The organism is Microlunatus kandeliicorticis (assembly GCF_014137855.1).
Classification (GTDB): Bacteria; Actinomycetota; Actinomycetes; order Propionibacteriales; family Propionibacteriaceae; genus Microlunatus; species Microlunatus kandeliicorticis.
Genome location: NZ_JACGWT010000001.1, coordinates 854,395 through 876,484, shown reverse-complemented (window position 1 = coordinate 876,484; position 22,090 = coordinate 854,395). Strand labels below are relative to the sequence as shown.

The following is a 22,090-nucleotide window of genomic DNA, read 5'->3' as shown; positions in this document are numbered from 1 at the left end:
GTGGGTGAGCGGTGGCCCGAGCGCTAGTCCCGGCGGTCGGCGCGGCTCTCGCGCCAGCGGTCGACCCGGATGGCCACCAGCCCGGTGATCGCCACCAGCGCGCTGGCGATCAGCGCCAAGGTGTTGACGACGATGCTCTCCTCGGTTTGCGGCGCGAACCGGCAGAGCACACAGAGGATGATCATGGCCACCCCGGCCCGCACCAGGACGCGCGAGGCGAGCTGGAGCGGGGTGAGGTCAGCCCACCGAGGCTTGCGCGGGGTGCGATCCCGATCCGCCGGCTGACTCATGAACACCATTCTGGCGCGCTCCGTTCTGGTTCGAGGCGCCGTCACCCTCGTGCGCCAGGTAGCGCAGCGGCGGGATCCGGTCGGAGAAGTGGCAGGCCGCCTGGTGACCCTGGGTCGCGGTGCCGTCGTCGGTCTTCACCTGCTGCAGCGGCGGCGGGGTCGTCCGGCAGACGTCCTGCACCAGCGGGCAGCGGTTGGCGAAGACGCACCCCGTCCAGGACGGCTCGCCGATCAGGCGCTCGGTCTCGCCGCCGGCCGCGGCCTCCTCGGCCTCGCGCTGGCGGGCCAGCGCCGGGTTCGGCACCGGGATGGCCTGCAGCAACATCTGCGTGTACGGGTGCTTCGGGGCGGTGACCACCTCGTCGGTCGGCCCGACCTCGACGATCGACCCGAAGAACATCACCGCGATCCGGCCGCCCTGGGTGAAGTAGCGGACGACGCCGAAGTCGTGGCTGATGAAGACGAAGCCGATCCCGCGCTCGGCCCGGAACTTGAGCAGCAGGTCGAGGATCGCCACCCGCATCGAGACGTCGAGCATCGAGGTGACCTCGTCGGCCACCACGAGGTCGGGTCGCAGGCTGATCGCCCGGGCGATCGAGAGCCGCTGCCGCTGGCCGCCGGACAGCTGGTGCGGATAGCGCTGGAGGAACTCCTTGGTGGGGTCGAGCCCGACCTGCTCGAGCACCTCGAGCATGGCCTGGTCGACCGTCCGCGGGGTCGCGAGCTTGTGGTAGAGCATCCCGGGCGCCAACGTGCTGCCCAGGGTGAGGCCCGGGTTGAGCGAGCCGTACGGGTCCTGGTGCACCAGCTGGACGCGACGCCGCCAGTCCTTCTTGGCCCGGCCCTTGAGCGACCAGATGTCCGAGCCGTCGAAGGCCACCTTCCCCTGGCTCGGCTCGGTCAGCCCGGCGATCAGCCGCCCCATCGTGGTCTTGCCGCAGCCTGACTCGCCGACCACCGCGACGACGTCGCCGGCAACGACCTCGAGGCTCACGTCGCGGAGCACCGGGCGCGGGCTGGTCGGGTAGCTGTGCGTGACGTGCTGGACTTCGAGGAGCGTCATGACGCAGCCCCTTCCCGGTCGGCGTGCGGTGCGGTCCCGTTGCTGTCGGCCCCGGCGGCGTCGCCGTCGAGGCCCCGGTTGACCACGTGACAGCTGACCAGGTGGCCGACCGCGTCGCCGACCAGCGGTGGCTCGGTGCTGCGGCACAGGTCCTCGGCCAGCGAGCAACGTGGCGCGAACCGGCAACCCTGCGGGAGCCGGGCCAGGTTGGGCACGCTGCCGCCGATCGGCTTCACCCGCAGCCCGGAGTCGAGCACGCTCGGGATGGCGTTGATCAACGCCTCGACGTAGGGGTGCCGGCGACCGGCGCCGAAGATCTCGTCGACGGTGCCGGACTCCACCAGGCGGCCGGCGTACATCACCGCGACCCGGGTGGCCAGCTCGGCGACCACCGCGAGGTCGTGGGTGACGAAGATGATCGTCACCCCGAGCTCGCGGTGCAGCTCCTTGAGGATGTCGATGACCAGCCGCTGGTTGAGCACGTCGAGCGCGGTGGTCGGCTCGTCGAGCACCACCAGCGACGGCTTGAGCAGCAGCGCGACCGCGATGGCCACCCGCTGCTTCATCCCGCCGGACAGCTGCGACTCGAAGGACTTCCAGATCCGCTCCGGCGGGAGCTGGACCAGCTCGAGCAGGTGCTCGAAGTAGGCCTTGCCCTCCTCGTCGGAGGAGAACCGGCCCGGGTGGGCGGCCAGGATGTGCTCCACCTGGGTGCCGATGGTCAGCACCGGGTTGAAGGCGTTCATCGCGCCCTGGAACACCATCGAGAGCTCCGAGCCGCGCAGCCCATTGAGCTCGTTCTTGGGCATCGCCGTCGTGCTGCGGCCGCGGAAGCGGACGTCGCCACCGGCGATCCGGCCCGGCGGCGGGACGATGCCGAGCAGCGAGTAGCCCAGGGTGGACTTCCCGCAGCCGGACTCCCCCACCAGCGCGTAGATCTCGCCGGTGCCCACGGACAGGCTCACGTTCTCGACGGCCCGGACCGAACCGGGCCCGTCGCCGAACGCGACGGTCAGGTCGTCGACCTCGAGCAGCGGCGCGGACGGGTCGTCGCCGGCGCGCCGGCGGTCGGTCAGTGTCGCGGTCACTGGACCCGCAGCCTCGGGTTGAACACGCTGTCGAGCGCGCGGGAGAAGAAGACGAACGCGACCTGCAGGATGACGATGGCCGCCATCGGGCTGAACAGGTAGAACGCGCTGTCAGTGGTGTAGAGCGCACCCTGGCTCATCGCCAGATTGATCATGATCCCCCAGTTGGTGCCGCTGATCGGCGCGATCCCGAGCAGGAACAGACCGACCTCGGCGTAGATGGCGCCGGTGATGCCGAGCAGGAAGTGGATCGCCACGTACGGACCGACGTTGGGCAGCAGCTGCCGCCCGATCATGTTGCGCAGCGGCACGCCCTGGAGTCGGGCCGCCTCCACGAAGTCGCTGCTGCGCAGGCTCAGCGCCTGCGAGCGGATGGCCCGGGCCAGACCGGCCCAGGCGGTGATCGAGAGCACCAGGGCCAGCACCACCGGGTTCGAGGTGTGGATCACGCTGGCGATCACGATCACCAGCGGCAGGCCCGGGATGGTGAGGAAGACGTCGGTGATCCGCATGATCACGCCGTCCACCACGCCGCCGACGTAGCCGCTGACCAGGCCGACGATGACGCCGACGGCCACCTGGATGGCTGCGGCGAGCACGCCGACGATCATGATCGGGCGGGCGCCGACGATGATCTGGCTGAGCACACCCTCGCCGAGCGCGTCGGTCCCCAGCGGGTGGGTCAGCGACGGCGGCAGGTAGGCGTTGTTGGGGTCCTGGTCGTTGCCGACCTGGACGATCCACGGGCCGATGATCGCGACGATGCAGTAGATCGCCACGATGATCCCGCCGATCAGGGCACCCTTGTCGTTGCGCAGGATGCGCCACAGATCCGAGGCGAACCTCATGCCATCGACCCCCCGACCGGAACGGCTCCGCTGTCACCCGCGGCCGCCGCCGACGGCGGCGTGTCCGCCGCGCGCTTGCGGGCCGCCGGGCTGGCGATCCGCGGGTCGACCAGCGGGTAGAGCAGGTCGACCAGCAGGTTGGTGACGATCACCGAGATGGTGATCAGCAGGAAGCAGCCCATCATCAGCGAGTAGTCGCGCTGGTTGACCGACTGGATCATGTAGTACCCGACGCCCGGGTACTGGAAGTAGGTCTCGATGAACACCGAGCCGCCGAACATGAACCCGACCGACAGGGCCAGCTGGGTGATCATCGGCAGCATCGAGTTGCGGCCCACGTAGGACCGGGTGATCCGCCGCTCGCTCAGCCCGCGCGACTCCGCCGCCCGGACGTACTCGGCGCCGAGCACCGAGACCGCGCTGCCCTTCATGCCCAGCGCCCACCCGCCGAAGCTGGTGATCACGTAGGCCGCGGTGGGCAGGATCGCGTGGTAGAGCAGGCTGCCGACGTAGGGCAGGTTCGGCCCCGGGGTGACGTCCACCGAGTAGGCGCCGCCGGTCGGGAAGATCGGCCAGGTGTTGGCCAGCAGGTAGAGCAGCACGATGGCCACCAGGTAGTTCGGGATCGCGCTGAGCAGCGAGACCACGAACGTCATCACCTTGGCGAACCGGCTGTTCTGCAGCGCCGCCATCGAGGAGCCGATGGCGATGCCGACCAGGAAGCTGATCACCAGCGAGACCGCGACCACCAGGATGGTCCACGGCAGCGCCTGCGCGATCACCGCGACCACGGTGGTGCCGGGGTTGGTGATCGGCCGGCCGAGGTCACCCTGGAAGGCGTTCCCCACGTAGGTGAGGTACTGCTGCCAGAGCGGTCCGGTCGGGGTCACCCCGTAGATCGCGTTGATCTTCTGCTGGATCTGCTCCGGGGTGAGTCCGCCCTGCATCTGCAGCTGCGCCTGCAGGGCGGACATCGGGTTCCCCGGCATCAGCCGGATCATGAAGAACGACAGCGAGACGACGATGAAGACGATCACCAACGCCATCGCGAGTCGTTTGGCGATGTAGACGGCCACGTGACTCCCTCTTGTCCGATCCGGGTTCTTCTTCGATCCGGGTGATGCGACCGGTGCGGGCCGGCCGGATCAGCTCCGGCCGGCCCTCACCGGGTTCAGCTCTTCGGGACGATGTAGCCCTGCTCCATCGCCAGCACGACGCCCGCGGAGGTGTTGGCCCCGACGATGTCCCACAGCGGGCTCGACCCGTTGTTGGTGGTCGGCGGCCAGTTGGTGAAGCTCTTCTCCGAGTACGAGAACTGGTAGATCTTCGTCGCGTACCAGATGTAGGGCACCTGCTGGTTGACGAACTGCGCCCAGTCCCAGGTGAGGTCCTTCATCTTCTGGTCCGGGGCCACGTTCCGGGCCTGCGCGTCGAGCGTCGAGGAGACGTTGACGTTGCCCAGCCCGGGGACGTTGGCCGTCGGGCCGACGCCGATGCCGCGCTTGCCGGCGTAGTTGCCCAGCGTCTGGTAGTTGTTCTGGCTGCCCATCATCGACTGGTACATGCCCAGCGGGTTGTTGCCGCCGACGAAGTTCATGCCGATCTCGAAGTCACCGTTGTGCTGGTCGGCGTCCTGCTGGGCACCGGTGGTGGCGTTCACGTCGCTCTTGATCCCGAAGTTGGTCAGCGCCTTCGCCGCGGAGGTGAAGGAGGTGACGATGTCCGAGGTGTCGGAGTTGGCGGTGAAGGTCAGCGTGAACGGCTTGCCGTTCGGCAGTAGCCACTGGCCGCCGCTCTTCTTCAGGCCGGCCTGCTGGAGCAGCTGGGTCGCCTTGTCGGCGTCCACCGGGTACTTGTTCAGCGAGTTGATCTGGTCCTGGGTGAGGTACAGGCCCTCCAGCGTCGGGGAGATACCGGTGTTCACCTCCTTCCAGGTGCCACCCGCGCCCTGGGCGGTGCCGTAGGCGGCCTCGCTCATGGTCTGCCGCGGGATCACGTAGGCGAGCGCCTGCCGGACCCGGACGTCGTTCAGCGGCGCCTTGGCGTTGTTGAACTGGAGCACGAAGCCGAAGGCCGACGGGAGCGCCAGCTTGGCGTTCGGGGTCTTGTCCCAGCGCTGCAGGATCGGCGGGGGCAGGTAGACGTTCGAGAAGTCCGCCTGCTGACTGAACAGCTGCGGGTAGATCGTCTGGTTGCTGCCGTTGCCGAAGTTGATGCCGCCCATCTTGATCTTGTCGGCGGCGTAGAACCCGTCCCACTTGCTCAGCTTGGCCTGCGAGGTGGTGATGTTGTCGAGCTTGAACGGGCCGTTGCCGATCAGGGTGTCGACCTTGTAGGAGGCCAGCTTCTGGAAGGCGGTGCTGATCCGCTTGAAGGCGTCCATCTTGCCGGCCTTCGTCGGGTCCTTCTGGTTCTCGGTGAAGTAGGCCGGGACGTCCTCCTCGACCTGCTTGGTGACGAACTTGCCGTAGACGCTCGACGGGTAGACGAAGACGTTGCCGAGGATGTCGTTGTAGGCGAGCGCGGCGGGCTGGCCCTCGCGCAGGGTGAAGTCGACGGTCTGGTCGTCGACGATCTTGAGCCCGGTGATGTCGCTCCACAGGCCGTCACCGCGGAGGCCGTCGAGCAGCACCGTGTCGTAGAGGTCCTTGCTGGTGACGGGGGTGTTGTCCTGCCACTTGACGCCCTCGCGGATGTGCACGCTCATCGTGCTGCCGTTGACCGACCACTTGTCGGCCAGCTGGGGCTCGTAGTCGGTCAGGCTCGGGTACTTCTGCACGGCCAGCCGCTGGACGATGAAGTCGTTGGCGATCCCCAGCCCGTTGACGTTGTACGGGTTGTAGGACCAGGTCGCGTTCCAGCTGCAGCACGGCGAGTAGTTGAGGTACTTGGTGGACGTCGTCGCACCGCTGCCGCCGTTGCCACCGCTGGTGCCGCCGGAGCCGCCCCCCGCGTTGCCGGCGGTGCAGGCCGCGGCGGAGACGCTGAGCGCGCCGACGCCGATCAGGGCCACCGCGGCGCGGCGCAGCTTGCGGGCGGACGAGCGGTTCGGGCTGATCGCGGAGCGCACGGCGGCGAGCCGGCCCCTCAGCCCGGTGCGACGGTCACCGACCGCCGTGTCCCTGGAGGTCGGGGTGCCCGGGGATGGGTCCCCCGGATCGGTTCCGACGCTACGGCCCATGAAGTCCTCCTCGACTGTGACGAGCTGGCGGTCAGCCGTCGGGCTAGATCATGGATTACTCAGACCGTTTTAGTAAAGTCTTCACAAGCCAAAGGTCCAGACCACACCCAAACCGTGATGAAACCCCCGCGTCGAACCTGAGGGCGGGCCTAGGCAGCTGCCGTGGCGGTCGATCGGGACACTACCGGCGCGACCGTCACCGGGAAAGACTGCAACCCGCGGATGAGGCTCCCGGGTCGCCGGGTCAGCGCCCCGGCCCGGCGCAGGTGCGGGAACCGTTGGGCCAGCGTCCGGAGCGCGATGGTCGCCTCGAGCCGGGCCAGCGGGGCCCCCACGCAGTAGTGGATCCCACCCGAGAAGGCCAGGTGCTCCTGCGGGTCGGTGCGGGTGATGTCGAACCGGGCCGGCTCCGGGTACACCGACGGGTCGCGGTTGGCGCCGGCCACGCAGACCACCACGAAGTCGTCGGCGACGAAGTCGTGCCCGCCGATGGTCACCGGCTCGACCACCCGGCGCCCGGTGCGCTGCACCGGCGAGTCGTAGCGCAGGGTCTCCTCGACGACGGCGCCGGCCCGGTCGGGGTCGGCGACCAGCAGCTCCCACTGCTCGGGGTGCTCGAGCAGCGCGAGCACCGCGTTGCCGATCAGGTTGACCGTGGTCTCGAACCCGGCGATCAGCAACAGGGTCAGCAACGGGGCCATCTCGTCGGGGCGGATCACCTCGGGGCCGGCCTCGGCGGCGCGGGTGATCAGGTCGTCCCCGGGTTCGCGGCGCTTGAGCTCGAAGAGCTGCTCGAAGATCCGGCCCAGCGCGGTCCGCGCCTCGACCAGCCGGCGGGCGTGGGCGAGTGAGCGGACGCCGCCGAGCGCGCTGCCGAAGGTCGACCCGTAGCGGGCGAACGCGTCGGCGTCGGCGTCGGGGACGCCGAGCAGGTCGCTGATCACGGTGATCGGCATCGGCGCCCCGACCCGGCTCACCAGGTCGAACGGCTCGTCGGTGGGCAGGTCGTCGAGCAACCGGTTGAGCGCGGCGGTGATCCGGGCGTCCATGCTGCTGAGGTTCCGCGGGCTGAACGACGGCAGCGCGAACCGGCGCAGCCGGGTGTGGTCGGGAGGGTCCATCTCGAGGAACGACAGGTCCGCGCCCTGCTGGCCCTCAGGCGGGGCGCTGCTCATCGCGCGCGACCGGAGCACCTGACGGACCACGTCGTAGTCGGCGCTGGCCCAGACCCCGGCGGCCGAGCGGCTGACCGGCCCGCGGGCCCGGATCCGCTCGTAGAACGGGTAGGGGTCACGCTGGCCCGGCGTTAGGTTGGCCAGGCACAGCGGGTCCCGGCCGACGTAGCCGTGGAAGTTGAACCTGGCCTTGTCGCGGTACAGCGTGTAGGCGAACTGCAGCTGTTCGCGTCGGTGACTCATCCCCGCCCCTCTCGGTCCAGGGCGAGTCTGCTCCCCCGGCCCGCGCCGAGCCATCGGGGACCACCCCGAACCGGTCGAGCCGCGGTCCCGGGACGGTGCGGTCGGGCTCAGAGCGCGACGGTCGAGACCGGCAGCGAGGAGTTCGCGGCGACGTCGAAGGAGGACGGCGCGAGGCCGCGGTCGACCACCTCCGCGCCGAGCACCGCGATCATCGCGCCGTTGTCGGTGCAGAGCCCGGGACGGGGCCGCCGGAGCGCGATCCCGGCCTGCTCGGCGCGCTCGGCCAGCAGCGCCCGGAGCCGGCTGTTGGCCGCCACCCCGCCGCCGATCAGCAGGTCGGTCGAGCCCAGCTCGCGGCAGGCGTCGATCGCCTTGGCGCTGAGCACGTCGCAGACCGCCTCCTGGAAGCTGGCCGCGACGTCGGCCACCGGGACGTCGAGCCCGGCCGCCTCGCGCTGCTCCACCCAGCGGGCCACCGCGGTCTTGAGCCCGGAGAAGGAGAAGTCGAAACGGTGTCGCTCGAGGTCGCGGCGCAAGGTCAGCCCGCGCGGGAAGGCGATCGCCGCCGGGTCGCCGGTGGCCGCCCGGTCGATCACCGGCCCGCCGGGGTAGGAGAGCCCGAGCAGCCGGGCGACCTTGTCGTAGGCCTCCCCCGCGGCGTCGTCGATGGTCGCGCCGACCTCGGTGATCGAGGTGGCGACGTCGTCCACCCGGAGCAGCGAGGTGTGCCCGCCGGAGACCAGCAGGGCCACCGCGGGCTGCGGCAGCGGCCCGTGCTCGAGCAGGTCGACCGCCACGTGCCCGGCCAGGTGGTTGACCGCGTAGAGCGGCTTGTCGAGCGCCCAGGCCAGCGCCTTGGCGCCGGCCAGCCCGACGACCAGCGCGCCCATCAGCCCCGGGCCGGCGGTGACGCTGACCGCGTCGATCTCGGTGAGGTCCACGTCGGCGGCCGCCGCGGCCCGCTCGGCCGCCCGGTGCAGAGTGGGCAGCAGCGCCTCGAGGTGCGCCCGGCTGGCCACCTCGGGCACCACGCCGCCGAACCGGACGTGCAGGTCGACGCTCGAGGCGACCTCGTTGGCCAGCAGCTCGTGCCCGCGGACGATCCCGACCCCGGTCTCGTCGCAGGAGGACTCGATCCCCAGCACCAGCGGCCCGCTCATCGGTCGTCCCTCCCCTGCTCGTCGTGCTGTTCGTGATGGTGCATGTCGTGGTGCTCGTCGTGGTGCTGGTCGGCCTGCTCGTCGAGGATCTGGTCGCGCCACCCCTTGCCGAGGTCGTCGAGCGACCAGAGCTTGAGGATCAGGGCGTCCAGCCCCGGGCCGTAGTAGTCCCGGCGGGCGGCCAGCTGCTCGAACCCGAGCCGCTGGTAGAGCGCGATGGCCGGCTCGTTGTCCCACCGGACCTCGAGCAGGACGGCGCGGGCGCCGGCGTGCCCGACCGCCTCGACGCCGGCCCGGACCAGCGCGGCCCCGATCCCGTGCCGGCGCGCCCAGGGTGCCACCACCAGCCGGAGCAGCTCGGCCTCGCGACCGGCGCGGAGGCTGATCACCCCGGCCACCCGGTGGGTCCGGGCGAGCAGCACCCGGCGTTCGTCACCGACCAGCTCCGCCTGCCAGCTCCGCTCGCTCCACTGCTCGCCGGTCGCGAACCCGGCGCGCTCGAGCTCCATGATCACCGCGAGGTCGTCCCGCCGGGCCGGCGTGATCGCGACCGCTTCCTCGTGAACGGGAGCCGGGTCGGCGGGCACCGTCGGCTGGTCGGCGTCGGTCACGGTCACCGGTGACCGGTCCGGGCGGCCAGCACGGACTTGCGCCGGGTGGGGACCGCGGCGTCCGGACGGCGCAGGTAGAGCGGTTCGTCGCCGACCTCGGGCAGCCCGCCGCCCCAGCGGGCCAGCGCACCGCCGTCGAGCCGCTCGGGTGCGCCGGTGCCGAGCCGGTGGTCCGGGCAGAGGCGGTGGCCGGGACCGGCCAGCGGCAGCGCCGGCAGCCCGGTCGGCGCGGAGACCGACGGCCCGTCCTGTCGGCGTCCGGTCGCGTCGTAGCGCGCCCAGTAGACCTCGCGACGACGCGCGTCGGCGACCACCAGGAAGTCACCGTCGGGCGGGTTCGCCCCGTGCACCCAGTCCGCGGCGACGGCGTCGAGGCCGCAGACCGCGCGGAGCGGGATCCGCAGCGTGTCGGCGAGCACCCGGGCGGTGGCGATGCCGACCCGGAGGCCGGTGAAGGGTCCCGGTCCCATCCCGACGACGACCGCGTCGAGCGTGGTGCGCGCCACCCCGGCGCCACCGAGCAGCGTGATCACACTAGGCATCAGGTCCTCGACGTGACGCCGGGCGTCCGCGTTGCGGTGCTCGGCGACCACCGCCTCGCCGCCGGCCAGCCCGACGACGACGTCGGTCGAGGTGTCGATCGCCAGGGTCAGCGGCTCGGTCGGGGTCTGCTCACTCATCGGCTCCTCCTGCCGGCTGCGGGTCGCCGGTCGCCCGGACGACGGAGATCAGCTGCTCGCGTGCCGCGGCCGTCCAGCGCGGACCGACGGGGTCCAGCCAGACCACCCGCGGCTCGACCGGCACCTCGGCGTCCTGATCGTCCCGGCCTCCCTCGTGATCATGCCCGTCGTCGTGATCACGGGCGTCGTCGTGATCATGGTCGTGATCATGAGCGCCCTCGCCGACGCTGCTGCTCCGCTCGATCAGCACGTCGAGCCGGCTGTCCGCCAGCCCCTCGGCCAGGTCCTCGCCCCACTCGATCACCGTCACCGCGGTGTCGAGGTCGGCGTCGAGCCCGAGGTCGTCGACCTCGGCCGCCGAGCCGAGCCGATAGGCGTCGACGTGGACCAGGGTCGGCCGTCCGGTGCGGGACGCGTGGATCCGGGACAGCACGAAGGTCGGCGAGATGATCGCTCCGTCGCTGTCCAGCCCGTCGCCGATGCCCTGGGTGAGCGTGGTCTTCCCCGCCCCCAGCGGTCCGGACATGATCACCAGGTCGCCCGCGGTCAGCACGCCGGCCAGCCGGCGGCCGAGGGTGTGCATCGCGTCCGCGTCGGGCACGACCGCCCGGAGCGGAAGGTCGCGCCCCATCCACAGCCCGTGGGGGTCGGGGCGGACGTCGGCGAAGCCGCGGTTCCGCCAGTAGGTGATCAGCTCGGGCAGCTCGCGGCGGGCGTAGATCTCGACCCGGGTGAAGCCCTGTTCGGCCGCGTCGAGCTCGGCCGCGGCGACCATCGCCGAGGCGATGCCGTGCTGCTGGAAGTCCGGGTGCACCGAGACCCGCTGGAAGACCGCGGTGCCCGGCTCCGGACCACGGCCGATGATCAAGGACCCGGCGGGACGCCCGGCGACGGTGACGTAGACCCCGCCGTGCGAGGCGACGGCCCGGCCGACGGTGTCGGGGGTCTCCTCGATCGCGGTGGACGGCGGGTCGAGCGGCGGTCGGGCCCCGAACGCGGCGTGGATGACCTCGACCATCCCGGCCGCGTGCTCGGCGGCCGCGGGGTGGAAGCGGGGCCTCAGCTCCGTCTCGACCGTGGGCTGCACCCGGACACTGTAGTGGCCCGTCCGGCGCCCGTTCCCGGCCGTCCGCGACCCGTCCCGGGTCCGTCCGAGGTCCGGGGAACCGGCCTCCCGCGGTCAGCCGAGCGCGCGGTCCACCAGCCGGTCGAGCACGGCGTTGACCTCCGGCCCGTGCTCGATCATCCCCAGGTGGCCGCAGTCCTCGAGCCGCAGCACGTCGGCCCCGGGCAACGACTCGATGATCCGGTCGGTGTGGGTGATCGGCAGGATCCGGTCGTCGACGCCGCCGACGACCGCGGTCGGCAGCCGGCGCAGGGTGGCCAGCCCGTCGGTCTCGTCGAGCTCGGCGAAGGCGGGATAGAAGTCGGCGACCACCTCGAGCGACGTGCCGCCGAGCATCTCGGAGACGAACTCGACGAAGGAGACCGGGATCCGGCCCTGCGGGTCGGGACCGAAGGCCATCCGCTTGGTGACCACGTAACCGAGGTCGGTGCCGGCCTTGCGGCTCCTCTCCACCAGCTCGGGGATCCGGTTGAGACCGGCCATCAGCGGCGGGGCGATCCGGTTGAACGTGCGTCCGGGCAGCCCGCGGATCGGCGAGTAGTCGGTCATCTCGCCGCTCGAGGTGAAGGTCAGACCGACGCCGACCACCGGGCGGCCGCCCGGGGCGTCCGGACCGAACAGCTCGGGACGGGTGTGGGCGAGCCGCAGGATGGTCATGCCGCCCATCGAGTGGCCGACGAGCACCACCGGTCCGGGCGGGACCACCTCGTGCAGCACCTGGTCGAGGTCGGCGGCGAGCTGACCGATCCGGCAGAGCTCGGGGTCGGAGCGGGTGGACCGGCCGTGCGAGCGCTGGTCGTAGAGCACCAGCCGGTACCGGCCGCGGAAGTGTTTGCGCTGGAAGTGCCAGCAGTCGAGGTCGAGGGCGTAGCCGTGGACGAAGACGATCGTCGGTGAGGGGGCGTCCGGGTCGGCGTCGGCCTCGTCGTCGGCCGGGTCGATCTCGGTGTGCAGCACCACTCCGTCGGGGGTCACCAGGTCCGGGCCGGAGGACCGCAGGCCGAAGAAGTCCTCCTCGGTGTCCCCGTCGTCCTGCCGGATCCGCTTCGAGACCACCCGCCGCTCGAGCTCGAACCCGGCCGCCACCCCGCCGGCGCCGAGAGCGGCGATGCCCGCGATCAGCCCGAGCGCCCCGCCCAGCCGCGCCATCAGTCCGTCCTCTCCCGCACCGCCACCTCGTCGGCGGAGTCCCGGCCCACCGGGACCCGCGGCACCCGCGGTCCCACCCTGGTCACCAGCTCGTAGCCGATCGTCGCCAGGGCTTCGGCCCAGGTCTCGGCGGTCGGCTCGTCGCGGGCCGCCCGGCCGAACAGCACGACCGGGTCGCCGACGGCGGCGTCGGGACCGACCTCGACGACGAACTGGTCCATGCAGACCACGCCCCGGATCGGCGCCGGGTTGCCGTCGACCCGGACCGCGATCCCGGTCAGCCCGGCGGTCCGCGGGACGCCGTCGGCGTAGCCGAGCGGGACCAGCCCGACGGTGGTCGGCCGGTCCGCGACCCAGCGGTGACCGTAGGACACGCCGTCGCCGGGTTGCAGCCGCTTCACCGCGGCCAGCCGGGCCCGCAACGTCATCACCGGGGTGAGGGTGACCCCCGCCCGGGCGGCCAGACCGGGCGCCGGGTCGACGCCGTAGGCCGCGATCCCGACCCGGACGAGGTCGTGGTGGGCCTCCGGCACGATCAGCGTGGCCGGGGAGTTCGCCAGGTGCCGCAGCCGCGGCGACAGACCGGCCGCGGTGGCCACCCCGACGGCCTCGGCGAACCGGTCGAGCTGAGCGGCCACCGACGGGTGGCCGGGCTCGTCGGCACAGGCGAGGTGCGACCAGACCGCCTCGACCTCGAGGGCGCCGGTCTGCTCGAGCGCCTCGGCACGCCGACAGAGCCCGGGCCAGTCCTCGGGCCGGCAGCCGTTGCGCGACAGCCCGGTGTCGATCTTGAGGTGGACGCGGGCGCGGACGCCGGTGGCGCGCGCCGCCGCGGCCAGCCGGTCGAGGTGGTCGGGGCTGTGCGCGGCCAGGTCGACCCGCGCGCCGACCGCCGGGGTCAGGTCGTCGGCGGGGCCGTACAGCCAGGCCAGTACACGGCCGGTGTCGCCGGCGGCGCGGAGCGCCAGCGCCTCGCCCGGGGTGGCGACGCCGAGCCAGCCGACCCCGTGGTCGCGGGCAGCGCGGGCCATCGGGACCATCCCGTGGCCGTAGCCGTCGGCCTTGACCACCACCATCAGGTCGGCGGGGTCGTCCGGTCGGCTGCGACGCAGGTGGGCGCGCAGCGCGTCGAGGTTGGCGGCGAAGGCGTCCAGGTCGATCTCGGCCCAGCCGGTGCCCGGGTCGATCAGCCCACCGCCGGGGTCGGGCGCGGTCACCGGCGGGCGGCCTCGAGCCGGCCCAGCACGGTCGGGAACCGGGTGGCCAGCTGCTGCGGCGGCACCGGTCCGGGGAACTCGGCCGCCGCCAGGGCCTGCAGCGAGGCGCCGTAGGCCCCGGCGTCGGAGGTGCTCAGCCCGGCCGCGAGCAGCGCCGCGCAGACCCCGGCGAGCACGTCGCCCGAGCCGGCCTGCGCGGTCCAGGCCGGGCCCGGCACCGCGATCGTCGCCGAGGCGTTGCCCGGTTCGACCACCACCTGGGTGGCGCCCTTGAGCAGGACGGTGGCGCCGGTGCGGTCGGCGCCCTCGTGCGCGGCGGCCAGCGGGTCGGCCTCGACCTCGGCGCGCGGGCGGTCGAGCAGCCGGGCCAGCTCGCCGGCGTGCGGGGTGAGCAACCAGTGCGACGGACAGCGCTCGGGCAGGAACCGCAGCCCGTCGGCGTCGACCACCGCGGGCAGCCCTTCGTCGGCGACCCGGGCCAGCACCTCGGCGCCGTCGGGACGGTCGCCCCAGCCCGACCCGACCAGCCGGGCCTGGACCCGCCCGTCGGCGCGGACCACGTTGGGCAGCAGCGACAACAGCCGGTCCCCGGCCTCGTCGGGTCCGAGGAAGCGGACCATCCCGGCGCCCGCGTGCACCGCGCCGTAGGTGCCGAGCAGCGCCGCCCCGGGGTAGTCGGGCGAGCCGGTGTCGATCCCCACCACGCCGCGGGCGTACTTGTCGCTCGACCGGCCCGGGAACGGCCAGCCGGTGGCGAGGTCGGACGGCTCCAGGCACCGCAGGGCGTCCGTGGCCAGGGCGGGGTCGAAGCCGAGGTCGACCACCCGGAGCTCCCCGCAGCGGCTGCGGGCCGGCTCGATCACCTGGCAGGCCTTGGCCACGCCGAAGGTGACCGTCAGGTCGGCGCGGACCGCGCTCGCGGGCACCGCGCCGGTGTCGGCGTCCACGCCGGAGGGCAGGTCGACGGCGACCAGCGGGACGCCGGCGCCGTCGAGCGCGGCGGCGAGCTGGGCGACGTCGTCCGGCAGCCCCGGCCGGCCGCCGATGCCGAGCACCCCGTCGAGGGCGACGTCGAGCGCGGCCAGTTCCTCGGGTGCGGCGTCGACCAGCCGGCCGCCGGCGGCGAGCAGCGCAGCCAGACCGGCCGGGTGCGGCTCGCCCAGCAGGGCCAGCGCGGTCACCGCCGCGCCGCGGTCGGCCAGCCGGGCGCCGGCGTACAGGGCGTCGCCGCCGTTGTTGCCGCGGCCGACCATGATCAGCACCCGGGCGCCGTAGACCGAGCCGCGACGACGCCGGAGCAGGTCACTGACCGCGGCGGCCAGCGCGGCGGCGGCCGACTGCATCAGCTCGGGGACCGGGTCGGCGGCCAGCGCCGCCTCCTCCATCGCCCGCACCTGGTCGACCCGGTAGGCCAGCTTCATGCCTCACATACCACCACGGCCGACGCGATCCCCGCGTCGTGGGACAGCGACACGTGGATGCTGCCGACCCCGAGCTCGTCGGCGCGCGCCGCCACCGTCCCGGTGATCGCGAACGACGGCCGCCCGTCCGCGTCGGTCCGCACCTCGGCGTCGTGCCAGCTCATCCCGGCCGGCGCACCGAGCGCCTTGGCCAGCGCCTCCTTGGCCGCGAACCGCGCCGCCAGGCTGGCCACCGGCCGCTCGCGCTCGTGCTCGGTGAACAACCGGGTCCGCAGGCCCGGCCGCCGCTCGAGCGAGCGCGCGAACCGCTCGACGTCGCAGACGTCGATCCCGACCCCGATGATCACCGGACGATCATCGCCGAGCGCCGCCCTCCGACGGGCGCAGTGCCCGGGACGGTCACTCGACGGTGACGGACTTGGCCAGGTTCCGCGGCTGGTCGACGTCGTGCCCCTTCAGCGTCGCGAGCTCGCAGGCGAACAGCTGCAACGGGACGATGGCCAGCAGCGGCTGGAGCAGGGTCGAGACCTTGGGCAGCCCGATCAGCACGTCGGCGTACGGGCTCACCTCGTCGTCGTCCTCCTCGGCCAGCACCACGGTGAACGCCCCGCGGGCCCGGACCTCCTGGATGTTGGAGACCACCTTGTCGTGCAGCAGGTCGCGGCCGCGCGGCGGGACCACCACGAACACGGGGAGCCGGTCCTCGATCAGCGCGATCGGGCCGTGCTTGAGCTCGCCGGCCGCGAACCCCTCGGCGTGGATGTAGGCCAGCTCCTTGAGCTTGAGCGCGCCCTCGAGGGCGACCGGGTAGCCGACGTGGCGGCCGAGGAACAGCACCGACGGGTTGTCGGAGAAGTCGCTGGCCAGCTTGAGCACCTGGTCCTGGTTCTCGAGCATCCCGCGCAGGGTGTCGGGCATCTGCTCGAGCTCGGCCATCAGACGCTCGACCTCGTCGCCGAACAGGGTGCCGCGGACCTGGGCGAGATAGAGCCCGAGCAGATAGCAGGCCACCAGCTGAGTGAGGAACCCTTTGGTCGAGGCGACCCCGATCTCCGGTCCGGCGTGGGTGTAGATCACCCCGTCGGACTCGCGCGGGATGGTCGAGCCGTTGGTGTTGCAGATCGCCACCACCCGGGCGCGCTGCTCGCGGGCGTGCCGGATCGCCATCAGGGTGTCGGCGGTCTCGCCGGACTGGCTGATCGCCACCACCAAGGTGGTCGGTCCGACGATCGGGTCGCGGTAGCGGAACTCGCTGGCCAGCTCGACCTCGCACGGGATCCGGGTCCAGTGCTCGATCGCGTACTTGGCCACCAGGCCGGCGTAGCTGGCGGTGCCGCAGGCGATCACCACGATCTTGTCGATCCGCTTGAGCTCGGAGGCCGCGATGCTCATCTGGTCGAGCCGGAGCGCGCCGTCGACGTCGTAGCGGCCGAGCAGGGTGTTGGCCACCGCCTCGGGCTGCTCGTAGATCTCCTTGCGCATGAACCAGTCGTAGCCGGCCTTCTCGGCGGCCGAGAGGTCCCAGTCGACGTGGAAGGGCCGCACCTCGGCCTCGTCGCCGTCGAAGGTGGTGACCCGGACGCCGGACGGACGCAGCTCGACCACCTGGTCCTGGCCGAGCTCGACGGCGTCGCGGGTGTGGTCGATGAACGCGGCCACGTCCGAGGCCAGGAACGACTCCCCCTGCCCGACGCCGACCACCAGCGGTGAGTTCCGTCGGGCGCCGACCACCAGCTCGGGGTCCTGCGCGTCCACCGCGACCAGGGTGAACGCTCCGTCGAGCCGGCGGCAGACCAGCCGCATCGCGTCGGCCAGGTCGGCCGGGCCGGAGCCCGGCGCGGCGTCCTCGAGCGCCCGGGCCAGCAGGTGCGCGACCACCTCGGTGTCGGTCTGCGAGGCGAGCCGGACGCCCGAGCCGGTCAGCTCGGCGCGGAGCGCGGCGAAGTTCTCGATGATCCCGTTGTGGACCACCGCGACGCGGCCGTCGTAGGAGAGGTGCGGATGGGCGTTGACGTCGTTGGGGGCGCCGTGGGTGGCCCACCGGGTGTGGCCGATCCCGACGCCGTCGGACGGCATCGGTGCGCCGGCCAGCTCCGCGTCGAGGTTGGCGATCTTGCCGGCCTTCTTGGCCAGCCGCAGGCTCCCCTCGCTGACCACGGCGACGCCGGCCGAGTCGTAGCCCCGGTACTCGAGTCGACGAAGGCCGGCGAGCACCACCTCGACCGCCGGTCGGGGGCCGAGATAGCCGACGATTCCGCACATGGCGCTGAGTCTAGGCTGCGAGGCGCGCACCCTGAGGCATTCCTGGCGCTTCCCCGGAAACCCTTACTCATCGGACTTCTGGCCGCGTTTCGACCCCTTGGTGGCGTCGGTCGCGGTGGATCGCCATGATAGGTCTGACCTATCGCGGACCCTGACCGCCCAAGCGATCAGCCGGCCCGCGCATCGCGCCGTCGACGAGGAGAGCACCGATGCCCGCACGTCCGACCGTCCCGGACTGGTTCAGCCACGACCGGTTCGGCATGTTCATCCACTGGGGGCTCTACGCGCTCCCCGCCCGGCACGAGTGGGTGATGACCCGCGAGCAGCGCGAGCTGTCCGACTACGAGCGCTACACCGAGTTCTTCGACCCCGACCTCTACGACCCGGTCGCCTGGGCGAAGCTCGCCAAGCGGGCCGGGATGAAGTACGTGGTGATCACCACCAAGCACCACGAGGGCTTCTGCCTGTGGGACAGCCAGCTCACCGACTACAAGGCGACCAACACCCCGGCCGGCCGGGACCTGATCGCCCCGTTCGTCGAGGCTGTCCGCGGCGAGGGCCTGCGGGTCGGCTTCTACCACTCGCTGCTCGACTGGCACCACCCCGAGTACCCGATCGACGGCATCCACCCCCGCCGCGACGACCCGACCCGGTTCGAGGCCAACGAGACCCGCGACATCGCCAAGTACCGCGAGTACCTGCACGGCCAGGTCCGCGAGCTGCTGACCAACTACGGCCGGGTCGACTACCTGTTCTACGACTTCAGCTGGAAGGGCGACCCGCACCACGAGGGCAACCCGCCGCGGCTGTGGAACGCCAAGGGCAACGAGGACTGGGGCGGCGAGGAGCTGATGGCGCTGACCCGCGAGCTGCAGCCCGGGATCATCGTCAACGACCGGCTGGGGATCCCCGGCGACCTGGTCACCCCCGAGCAGTACCAGCCGAGCCGGCCGATGACCCTCGACGGCGTCGAGGTGCCGTGGGAAGCCTGCCAGACGATGAACGGCAGCTGGGGCTACGACCGGGACAACCACGACTTCAAGTCGGTCGACACCATCGTCAAGATGCTGATCGACGGCGTGGCCAACAACGGCAACATGCTGCTCAACGTCGGCCCGACCGGGCGCGGGACCATCGAGGCCGAGTCGCAACGGATCCTCGGCGAGGTCGGGGCGTGGATGGACCTGCACGGCCGGTCGATCTACGGCGCCGGGCCGTCCGGCTTCACCGCCCCGGTCGACGGCCGGTACACCCGGCGCGGCGACCGGCTCTATCTGCACCTGTTCAGCTGGCCGCCGCAGCACTGCCACCTGCCCGGGCTGGCCGGCAAGGTCCGCTACGCGCAGCTGCTGCACGACGCCTCGGAGATCCACTTCGCCGAGATCCCGCCGGACACCCAGGCCGTCAACACCGGGATGGGCGGCCAGCCGGCCGGGACGCTGACCCTGACGCTGCCGGTGCGGCGTCCCGACGTCGCGGTGCCGGTGGTCGAGCTGTTCCTGACCCCGGACGCCTGACCCGGACGCCTGACCCCGGACGCCTGATCAGGGCCGGCCGGCGACCCGCCGCACCCCGCGTGCGGCGGGTCGCCGCGTCCGCGGACCCTTGCCGGCGCAGCGTCTCCGGAACGGGATAATCAGCGCTCGTGTCGACCGCCTCGTCCGCCGCGTCCCGGCACGGCCACGCCGACGCCGGCCCCTACGTCGAGCGGAGCCGGGCCGACTGGGCCGCGCTCGCCCACGCGCTGCCGCTGACCCTGGACGGCGAGACCCTCGAGTCGCTCCGGGGTCTGCGCGACCCGACCAGCCTGACCGACGTCCGCGAGGTCTACCTGCCGCTGACCCGGCTGCTCAGCGAGTACGTGCTGCACACCGGTGACCTGCACCGGGCCACCAACGAGTTCCTCCGGCTGAACGTCGGCCGGACGCCCTTCGTCATCGGGGTGGCGGGCTCGGTCGCGGTCGGCAAGTCGACCACCGCCCGACTGCTCCGCGCCCTGCTCCGCAACTGGCCCGGGCACCCGCGGGTCGAGCTGGTCACCACCGACGGGTTCCTGCTGCCCAACGCCGAGCTGGAGCGCCGCGGGCTGATGGCCCGCAAGGGGTTCCCGGAGTCCTACGACCGGCGGGCGCTGCTGCGGTTCGTGATGGACGTGAAGTCCGGCCGCGAGGAGGTCACCGCTCCGGTCTACAGCCACCTGGTCTACGACATCGTCCCCGACCAGCGGGTGACCGTCCGCTCACCCGACATCCTGATCATCGAGGGCCTCAACGTCCTGCAGCCGGCCCGGACCCGGCCGGACGGCACCACCGGATTGGCGCTGAGCGACTTCTTCGACTTCTCGGTCTACGTCGACGCGCACCACAACGCCATCCGCGAGTGGTACATCCAGCGGTTCCTCTCGCTGCGCGACACCGCGTTCCGCGACCCGCGCAGCTACTTCACCCGCTACGCCGGGCTGACCGAGGACGAGGCGGTGGCGCAGGCCCGGCAGATCTGGGACTCGATCAACGGGCCGAACCTGGCCATGAACATCAAGCCGACCCGGGGCCGGGCCACCGCGGTGCTCCGCAAGGGCCCCGACCACCGGGTGGAGTGGATCCGGATCCGCAAGCTCTGAGGCCGCCGGCTGCTCCCGTGATCAGCCGGGGAAGGGGTCCTCGTTCATCCGGTGCGGGAGCAGGCCGTGCTTCTCCAGGGCCGGGGCCAGCGCGGCGCCGTCGGGACCGTAGAACCAGCGGTCGGTGTACTCGGGCCGCACGTGCCGACCGCGGCCACCGGCCAGCACCGCCTCGCCGGGGCTGAGCTGCCGGATGGCCACCGCGGCCACGTGGTCTGGGTGCTGGGCCAGGAACTCGCCGTAGATCTCCTCGTCGTGCTGCCCGTCGTCGCCGATCAGCAGCCACTTGATCCGCGGAAACTCCTCGGCCAGCCGGGCCAGGTTGCCGCGCTTGTGCTCGGTGCCGGACCGGAACCAGCGGTCGCGGGTCGGGCCCCAGTCGGTGAGCAGCAGCGGGCCGGCCGGATAGAGGTTGCGGGACAGGAACCGGGTCAGGGTCGGGGCGACGTTCCAGGCCCCGGTGGACAGGTAGATGACCGGGCTGCCGGCGTGCTCGGAGGAGAGCCACTCGTAGAGCACGGCCATCCCCGGCGTCGCGGTCCGGGCGTGCTCGTTGACCACGAAGGTGTGCCAGGCGGCGAGGAGCGGGCGCGGCAGCGCGGTGACCATCACCGTGTCGTCGATGTCGGAGACCACCCCGAACTCGACGTCGTCACCGACCACGAAGATGTCGGCCTCGGCCGGGGCGGAGTCCTCCGAGGTGAGCCGCAGGGTGTGCCAGCCCGGGCTGAGCGAGACCGGGATGCGGACGTCGACCACGCCGCCGCGGTCGGCGCGGACGTGGTGGACCTCGCCCTCGGCGTCGATGCGGACGTCGGCGTTCACGACCGGGACGCTGGTGAAGCTGCGCCAGCCGCGGACCCCGGGCCCGGACAGCAGCCGGCGGGCCGCGGTGCTCTGGGCGAGCACACTGGGCTCCTGGGTGAGCAGGACGCGGGCGAGCACCCGGACCCAGCTGGTCGAGCCGTACCCGGTGTAGCCGAGCACGGTCAGCGACGCCCGGCGGCGCCGCGCGCGTCGCTCGCGGAACCGGAGGATCGCGTCGTCGATCCTCGCCGCACGGTGCCGGTCGTCCGTCCGCTCGGGCGTGACCACGTGATCATCCTGTCACGGCCGATCGTGATCATCGAGGCCTGCCGCACGCCCGGTGAGCCGTAAGCTGACCCCACCCCCCGAACGGACCGCCGGTCCGGTCCGCTTCCCGACCCCCCAGGGAGTGCTCGTGACCACCTCCGCCCCGACGCCGCGTCCCGGCGCCACCCCACCGCGTCGCCGGACCGGTCGTCGTCCGGTCGCGCTGGCCCTCGGCGCCTCGGTGCTGCTGCTGGCGGGCTGTGGCACGCCGCCGTGGAAGGAGGGCTCGGCCGCCTCGCCGGCCGCCGGCACCGGGACGGCGTCCGCGTCCCCGACGAGCGCCTCGGCCAGCCCGACCGCGGCCAGCGCGAGCCCGAGCGCCAGCCCGACGCCGTCGATGGTCAACGACCTGGCGGAGGGGTCGATCACCCACCAGCTGACCGCGGGCGCGGTCCAGGTCACCGTGCGCTACTGGAGCACGCTGCCGCTGGTGCAGTGGGCGCCCGGGGTGGTCAAGCCGCTCAACCTGTCGCTGACCGGGCGGCTGAACGCGCCGGCGTCGCAGAAGGTCTACCTCGACAAGGCGACTGCGGTGGTGACGCCGTACGGGGCGGGCGGTGCGCTCGACGGGCCGGCGCCGGTGGTGGACAAGGCGACCAGCAACCCGGGCTACGTGATCCGCAACCCCTACAGCTACAGCCAGGTGTTCCAGCTTCCGGCGGTGTCGACCGACGCCACCAGCGTGACGATCATGCTCACCTACGACGTGCTGGTGCAGACCGCACCGGGCTCGAAGGACTACGCCCGGCAGACGGCGTCCGACCAGCTCACCGTGCCGCTCTCCTGACCGCCCGAGCCGGCTCTGCGCCGGCCTGGGCGGAC

General features: G+C 72.3%; 20 protein-coding genes. 3 read left to right on the top strand and 17 right to left on the bottom strand.

All coding sequences use genetic code 11. The features are described from left to right. Positions 1–23: 23 nt before the first annotated feature. The 16 genes from FHX74_RS03960 to glmS form a co-directional block, all read right to left on the bottom strand. Entirely contained in the window at positions 24–203 is a 180-nt protein-coding gene (locus FHX74_RS03960; RefSeq protein WP_182558730.1) for a hypothetical protein, read from the bottom strand. 34 nt (positions 204–237) lie between these two features. Then, entirely contained in the window at positions 238–1,353 is a 1,116-nt protein-coding gene (locus FHX74_RS03955) for an oligopeptide/dipeptide ABC transporter ATP-binding protein (protein ID WP_182558729.1), read from the bottom strand. Then, positions 1,350–2,441, bottom strand: a complete 1,092-nt coding sequence (locus FHX74_RS03950; RefSeq protein ID WP_182558728.1) for an ABC transporter ATP-binding protein — start codon at positions 2,439–2,441, stop codon at positions 1,350–1,352. Before FHX74_RS03950 ends, FHX74_RS03955 begins: the two co-directional genes overlap by 4 nt. After that, positions 2,438–3,289: an ABC transporter permease gene (locus FHX74_RS03945; RefSeq protein ID WP_182558727.1), complete on the bottom strand. Its 852-nt coding sequence runs from the start codon at positions 3,287–3,289 to the stop codon at positions 2,438–2,440. The genes FHX74_RS03950 and FHX74_RS03945 overlap by 4 nt, the downstream gene beginning before the upstream one ends. Then, positions 3,286–4,365: an ABC transporter permease gene (locus tag FHX74_RS20045; protein WP_182558726.1), complete on the bottom strand. Its 1,080-nt coding sequence runs from the start codon at positions 4,363–4,365 to the stop codon at positions 3,286–3,288. Before FHX74_RS20045 ends, FHX74_RS03945 begins: the two co-directional genes overlap by 4 nt. Positions 4,366–4,460: 95 nt before the next feature. Continuing rightward, the gene (locus FHX74_RS03935; RefSeq protein ID WP_182558725.1) at positions 4,461–6,359 is read right to left on the bottom strand and encodes an ABC transporter substrate-binding protein; all 1,899 of its coding nucleotides are present in this window, start codon (positions 6,357–6,359) and stop codon (positions 4,461–4,463) included. Positions 6,360–6,619: 260 nt separating this feature from the next. Further along, entirely contained in the window at positions 6,620–7,888 is a 1,269-nt protein-coding gene (locus tag FHX74_RS03930; protein WP_182558724.1) for a cytochrome P450, read from the bottom strand. 107 nt (positions 7,889–7,995) lie between these two features. Next, positions 7,996–9,048: a tRNA (adenosine(37)-N6)-threonylcarbamoyltransferase complex transferase subunit TsaD gene (tsaD, locus tag FHX74_RS03925; protein ID WP_182558723.1), complete on the bottom strand. Its 1,053-nt coding sequence runs from the start codon at positions 9,046–9,048 to the stop codon at positions 7,996–7,998. Next, a complete protein-coding gene (locus FHX74_RS03920; protein ID WP_182558722.1) occupies positions 9,045–9,665 on the bottom strand; it encodes a GNAT family N-acetyltransferase in 621 nt (206 codons plus the stop codon). Before FHX74_RS03920 ends, tsaD begins: the two co-directional genes overlap by 4 nt. Further along, complete coding sequence (tsaB, locus tag FHX74_RS03915) at positions 9,662–10,339, bottom strand: tRNA (adenosine(37)-N6)-threonylcarbamoyltransferase complex dimerization subunit type 1 TsaB (RefSeq protein WP_182558721.1); 678 nt, start codon at positions 10,337–10,339, stop codon at positions 9,662–9,664. The genes FHX74_RS03920 and tsaB overlap by 4 nt, the downstream gene beginning before the upstream one ends. Then, the gene (gene tsaE / locus FHX74_RS20940; protein ID WP_407941457.1) at positions 10,332–11,426 is read right to left on the bottom strand and encodes a tRNA (adenosine(37)-N6)-threonylcarbamoyltransferase complex ATPase subunit type 1 TsaE; all 1,095 of its coding nucleotides are present in this window, start codon (positions 11,424–11,426) and stop codon (positions 10,332–10,334) included. Before tsaE ends, tsaB begins: the two co-directional genes overlap by 8 nt. Positions 11,427–11,519: 93 nt before the next feature. Continuing rightward, complete coding sequence (locus FHX74_RS03905; RefSeq protein WP_182558720.1) at positions 11,520–12,614, bottom strand: alpha/beta fold hydrolase; 1,095 nt, start codon at positions 12,612–12,614, stop codon at positions 11,520–11,522. Beyond that, a complete protein-coding gene (gene alr / locus FHX74_RS03900) occupies positions 12,614–13,831 on the bottom strand; it encodes an alanine racemase (RefSeq protein ID WP_328823599.1) in 1,218 nt (405 codons plus the stop codon). The genes FHX74_RS03905 and alr overlap by 1 nt, the downstream gene beginning before the upstream one ends. Beyond that, complete coding sequence (locus FHX74_RS03895; protein ID WP_182558719.1) at positions 13,828–15,252, bottom strand: NAD(P)H-hydrate epimerase; 1,425 nt, start codon at positions 15,250–15,252, stop codon at positions 13,828–13,830. Before FHX74_RS03895 ends, alr begins: the two co-directional genes overlap by 4 nt. Beyond that, positions 15,249–15,599: a holo-ACP synthase gene (locus tag FHX74_RS03890; RefSeq protein WP_182558718.1), complete on the bottom strand. Its 351-nt coding sequence runs from the start codon at positions 15,597–15,599 to the stop codon at positions 15,249–15,251. The genes FHX74_RS03895 and FHX74_RS03890 overlap by 4 nt, the downstream gene beginning before the upstream one ends. A gap of 52 nt (positions 15,600–15,651) precedes the next feature. Further along, positions 15,652–17,514: a glutamine--fructose-6-phosphate transaminase (isomerizing) gene (gene glmS, locus FHX74_RS03885; protein WP_182558717.1), complete on the bottom strand. Its 1,863-nt coding sequence runs from the start codon at positions 17,512–17,514 to the stop codon at positions 15,652–15,654. Positions 17,515–17,723: 209 nt separating this feature from the next. On the opposite strand from glmS, the gene FHX74_RS03880 reads away from it, so the two are divergent. Together FHX74_RS03880 and coaA are read left to right on the top strand one after the other, a co-directional pair. Next, a complete protein-coding gene (locus FHX74_RS03880; RefSeq protein ID WP_182558716.1) occupies positions 17,724–19,031 on the top strand; it encodes an alpha-L-fucosidase in 1,308 nt (435 codons plus the stop codon). Positions 19,032–19,159: 128 nt separating this feature from the next. Beyond that, positions 19,160–20,134 (top strand): type I pantothenate kinase, encoded by a 975-nt coding sequence (gene coaA / locus FHX74_RS03875; RefSeq protein ID WP_182558715.1) that lies wholly within the window; start codon positions 19,160–19,162, stop codon positions 20,132–20,134. A 21-nt stretch (positions 20,135–20,155) separates the two neighbouring features. On the opposite strand, the gene FHX74_RS03870 is transcribed toward coaA, so the two are convergent. After that, positions 20,156–21,229 (bottom strand): App1 family protein, encoded by a 1,074-nt coding sequence (locus tag FHX74_RS03870; RefSeq protein ID WP_182558714.1) that lies wholly within the window; start codon positions 21,227–21,229, stop codon positions 20,156–20,158. A gap of 127 nt (positions 21,230–21,356) precedes the next feature. Here FHX74_RS03870 and FHX74_RS03865 point away from each other — a divergent pair, with 127 nt between their 5' ends. Further along, entirely contained in the window at positions 21,357–22,055 is a 699-nt protein-coding gene (locus FHX74_RS03865; protein WP_182558713.1) for a hypothetical protein, read from the top strand. Positions 22,056–22,090: the final 35 nt, after the last annotated feature.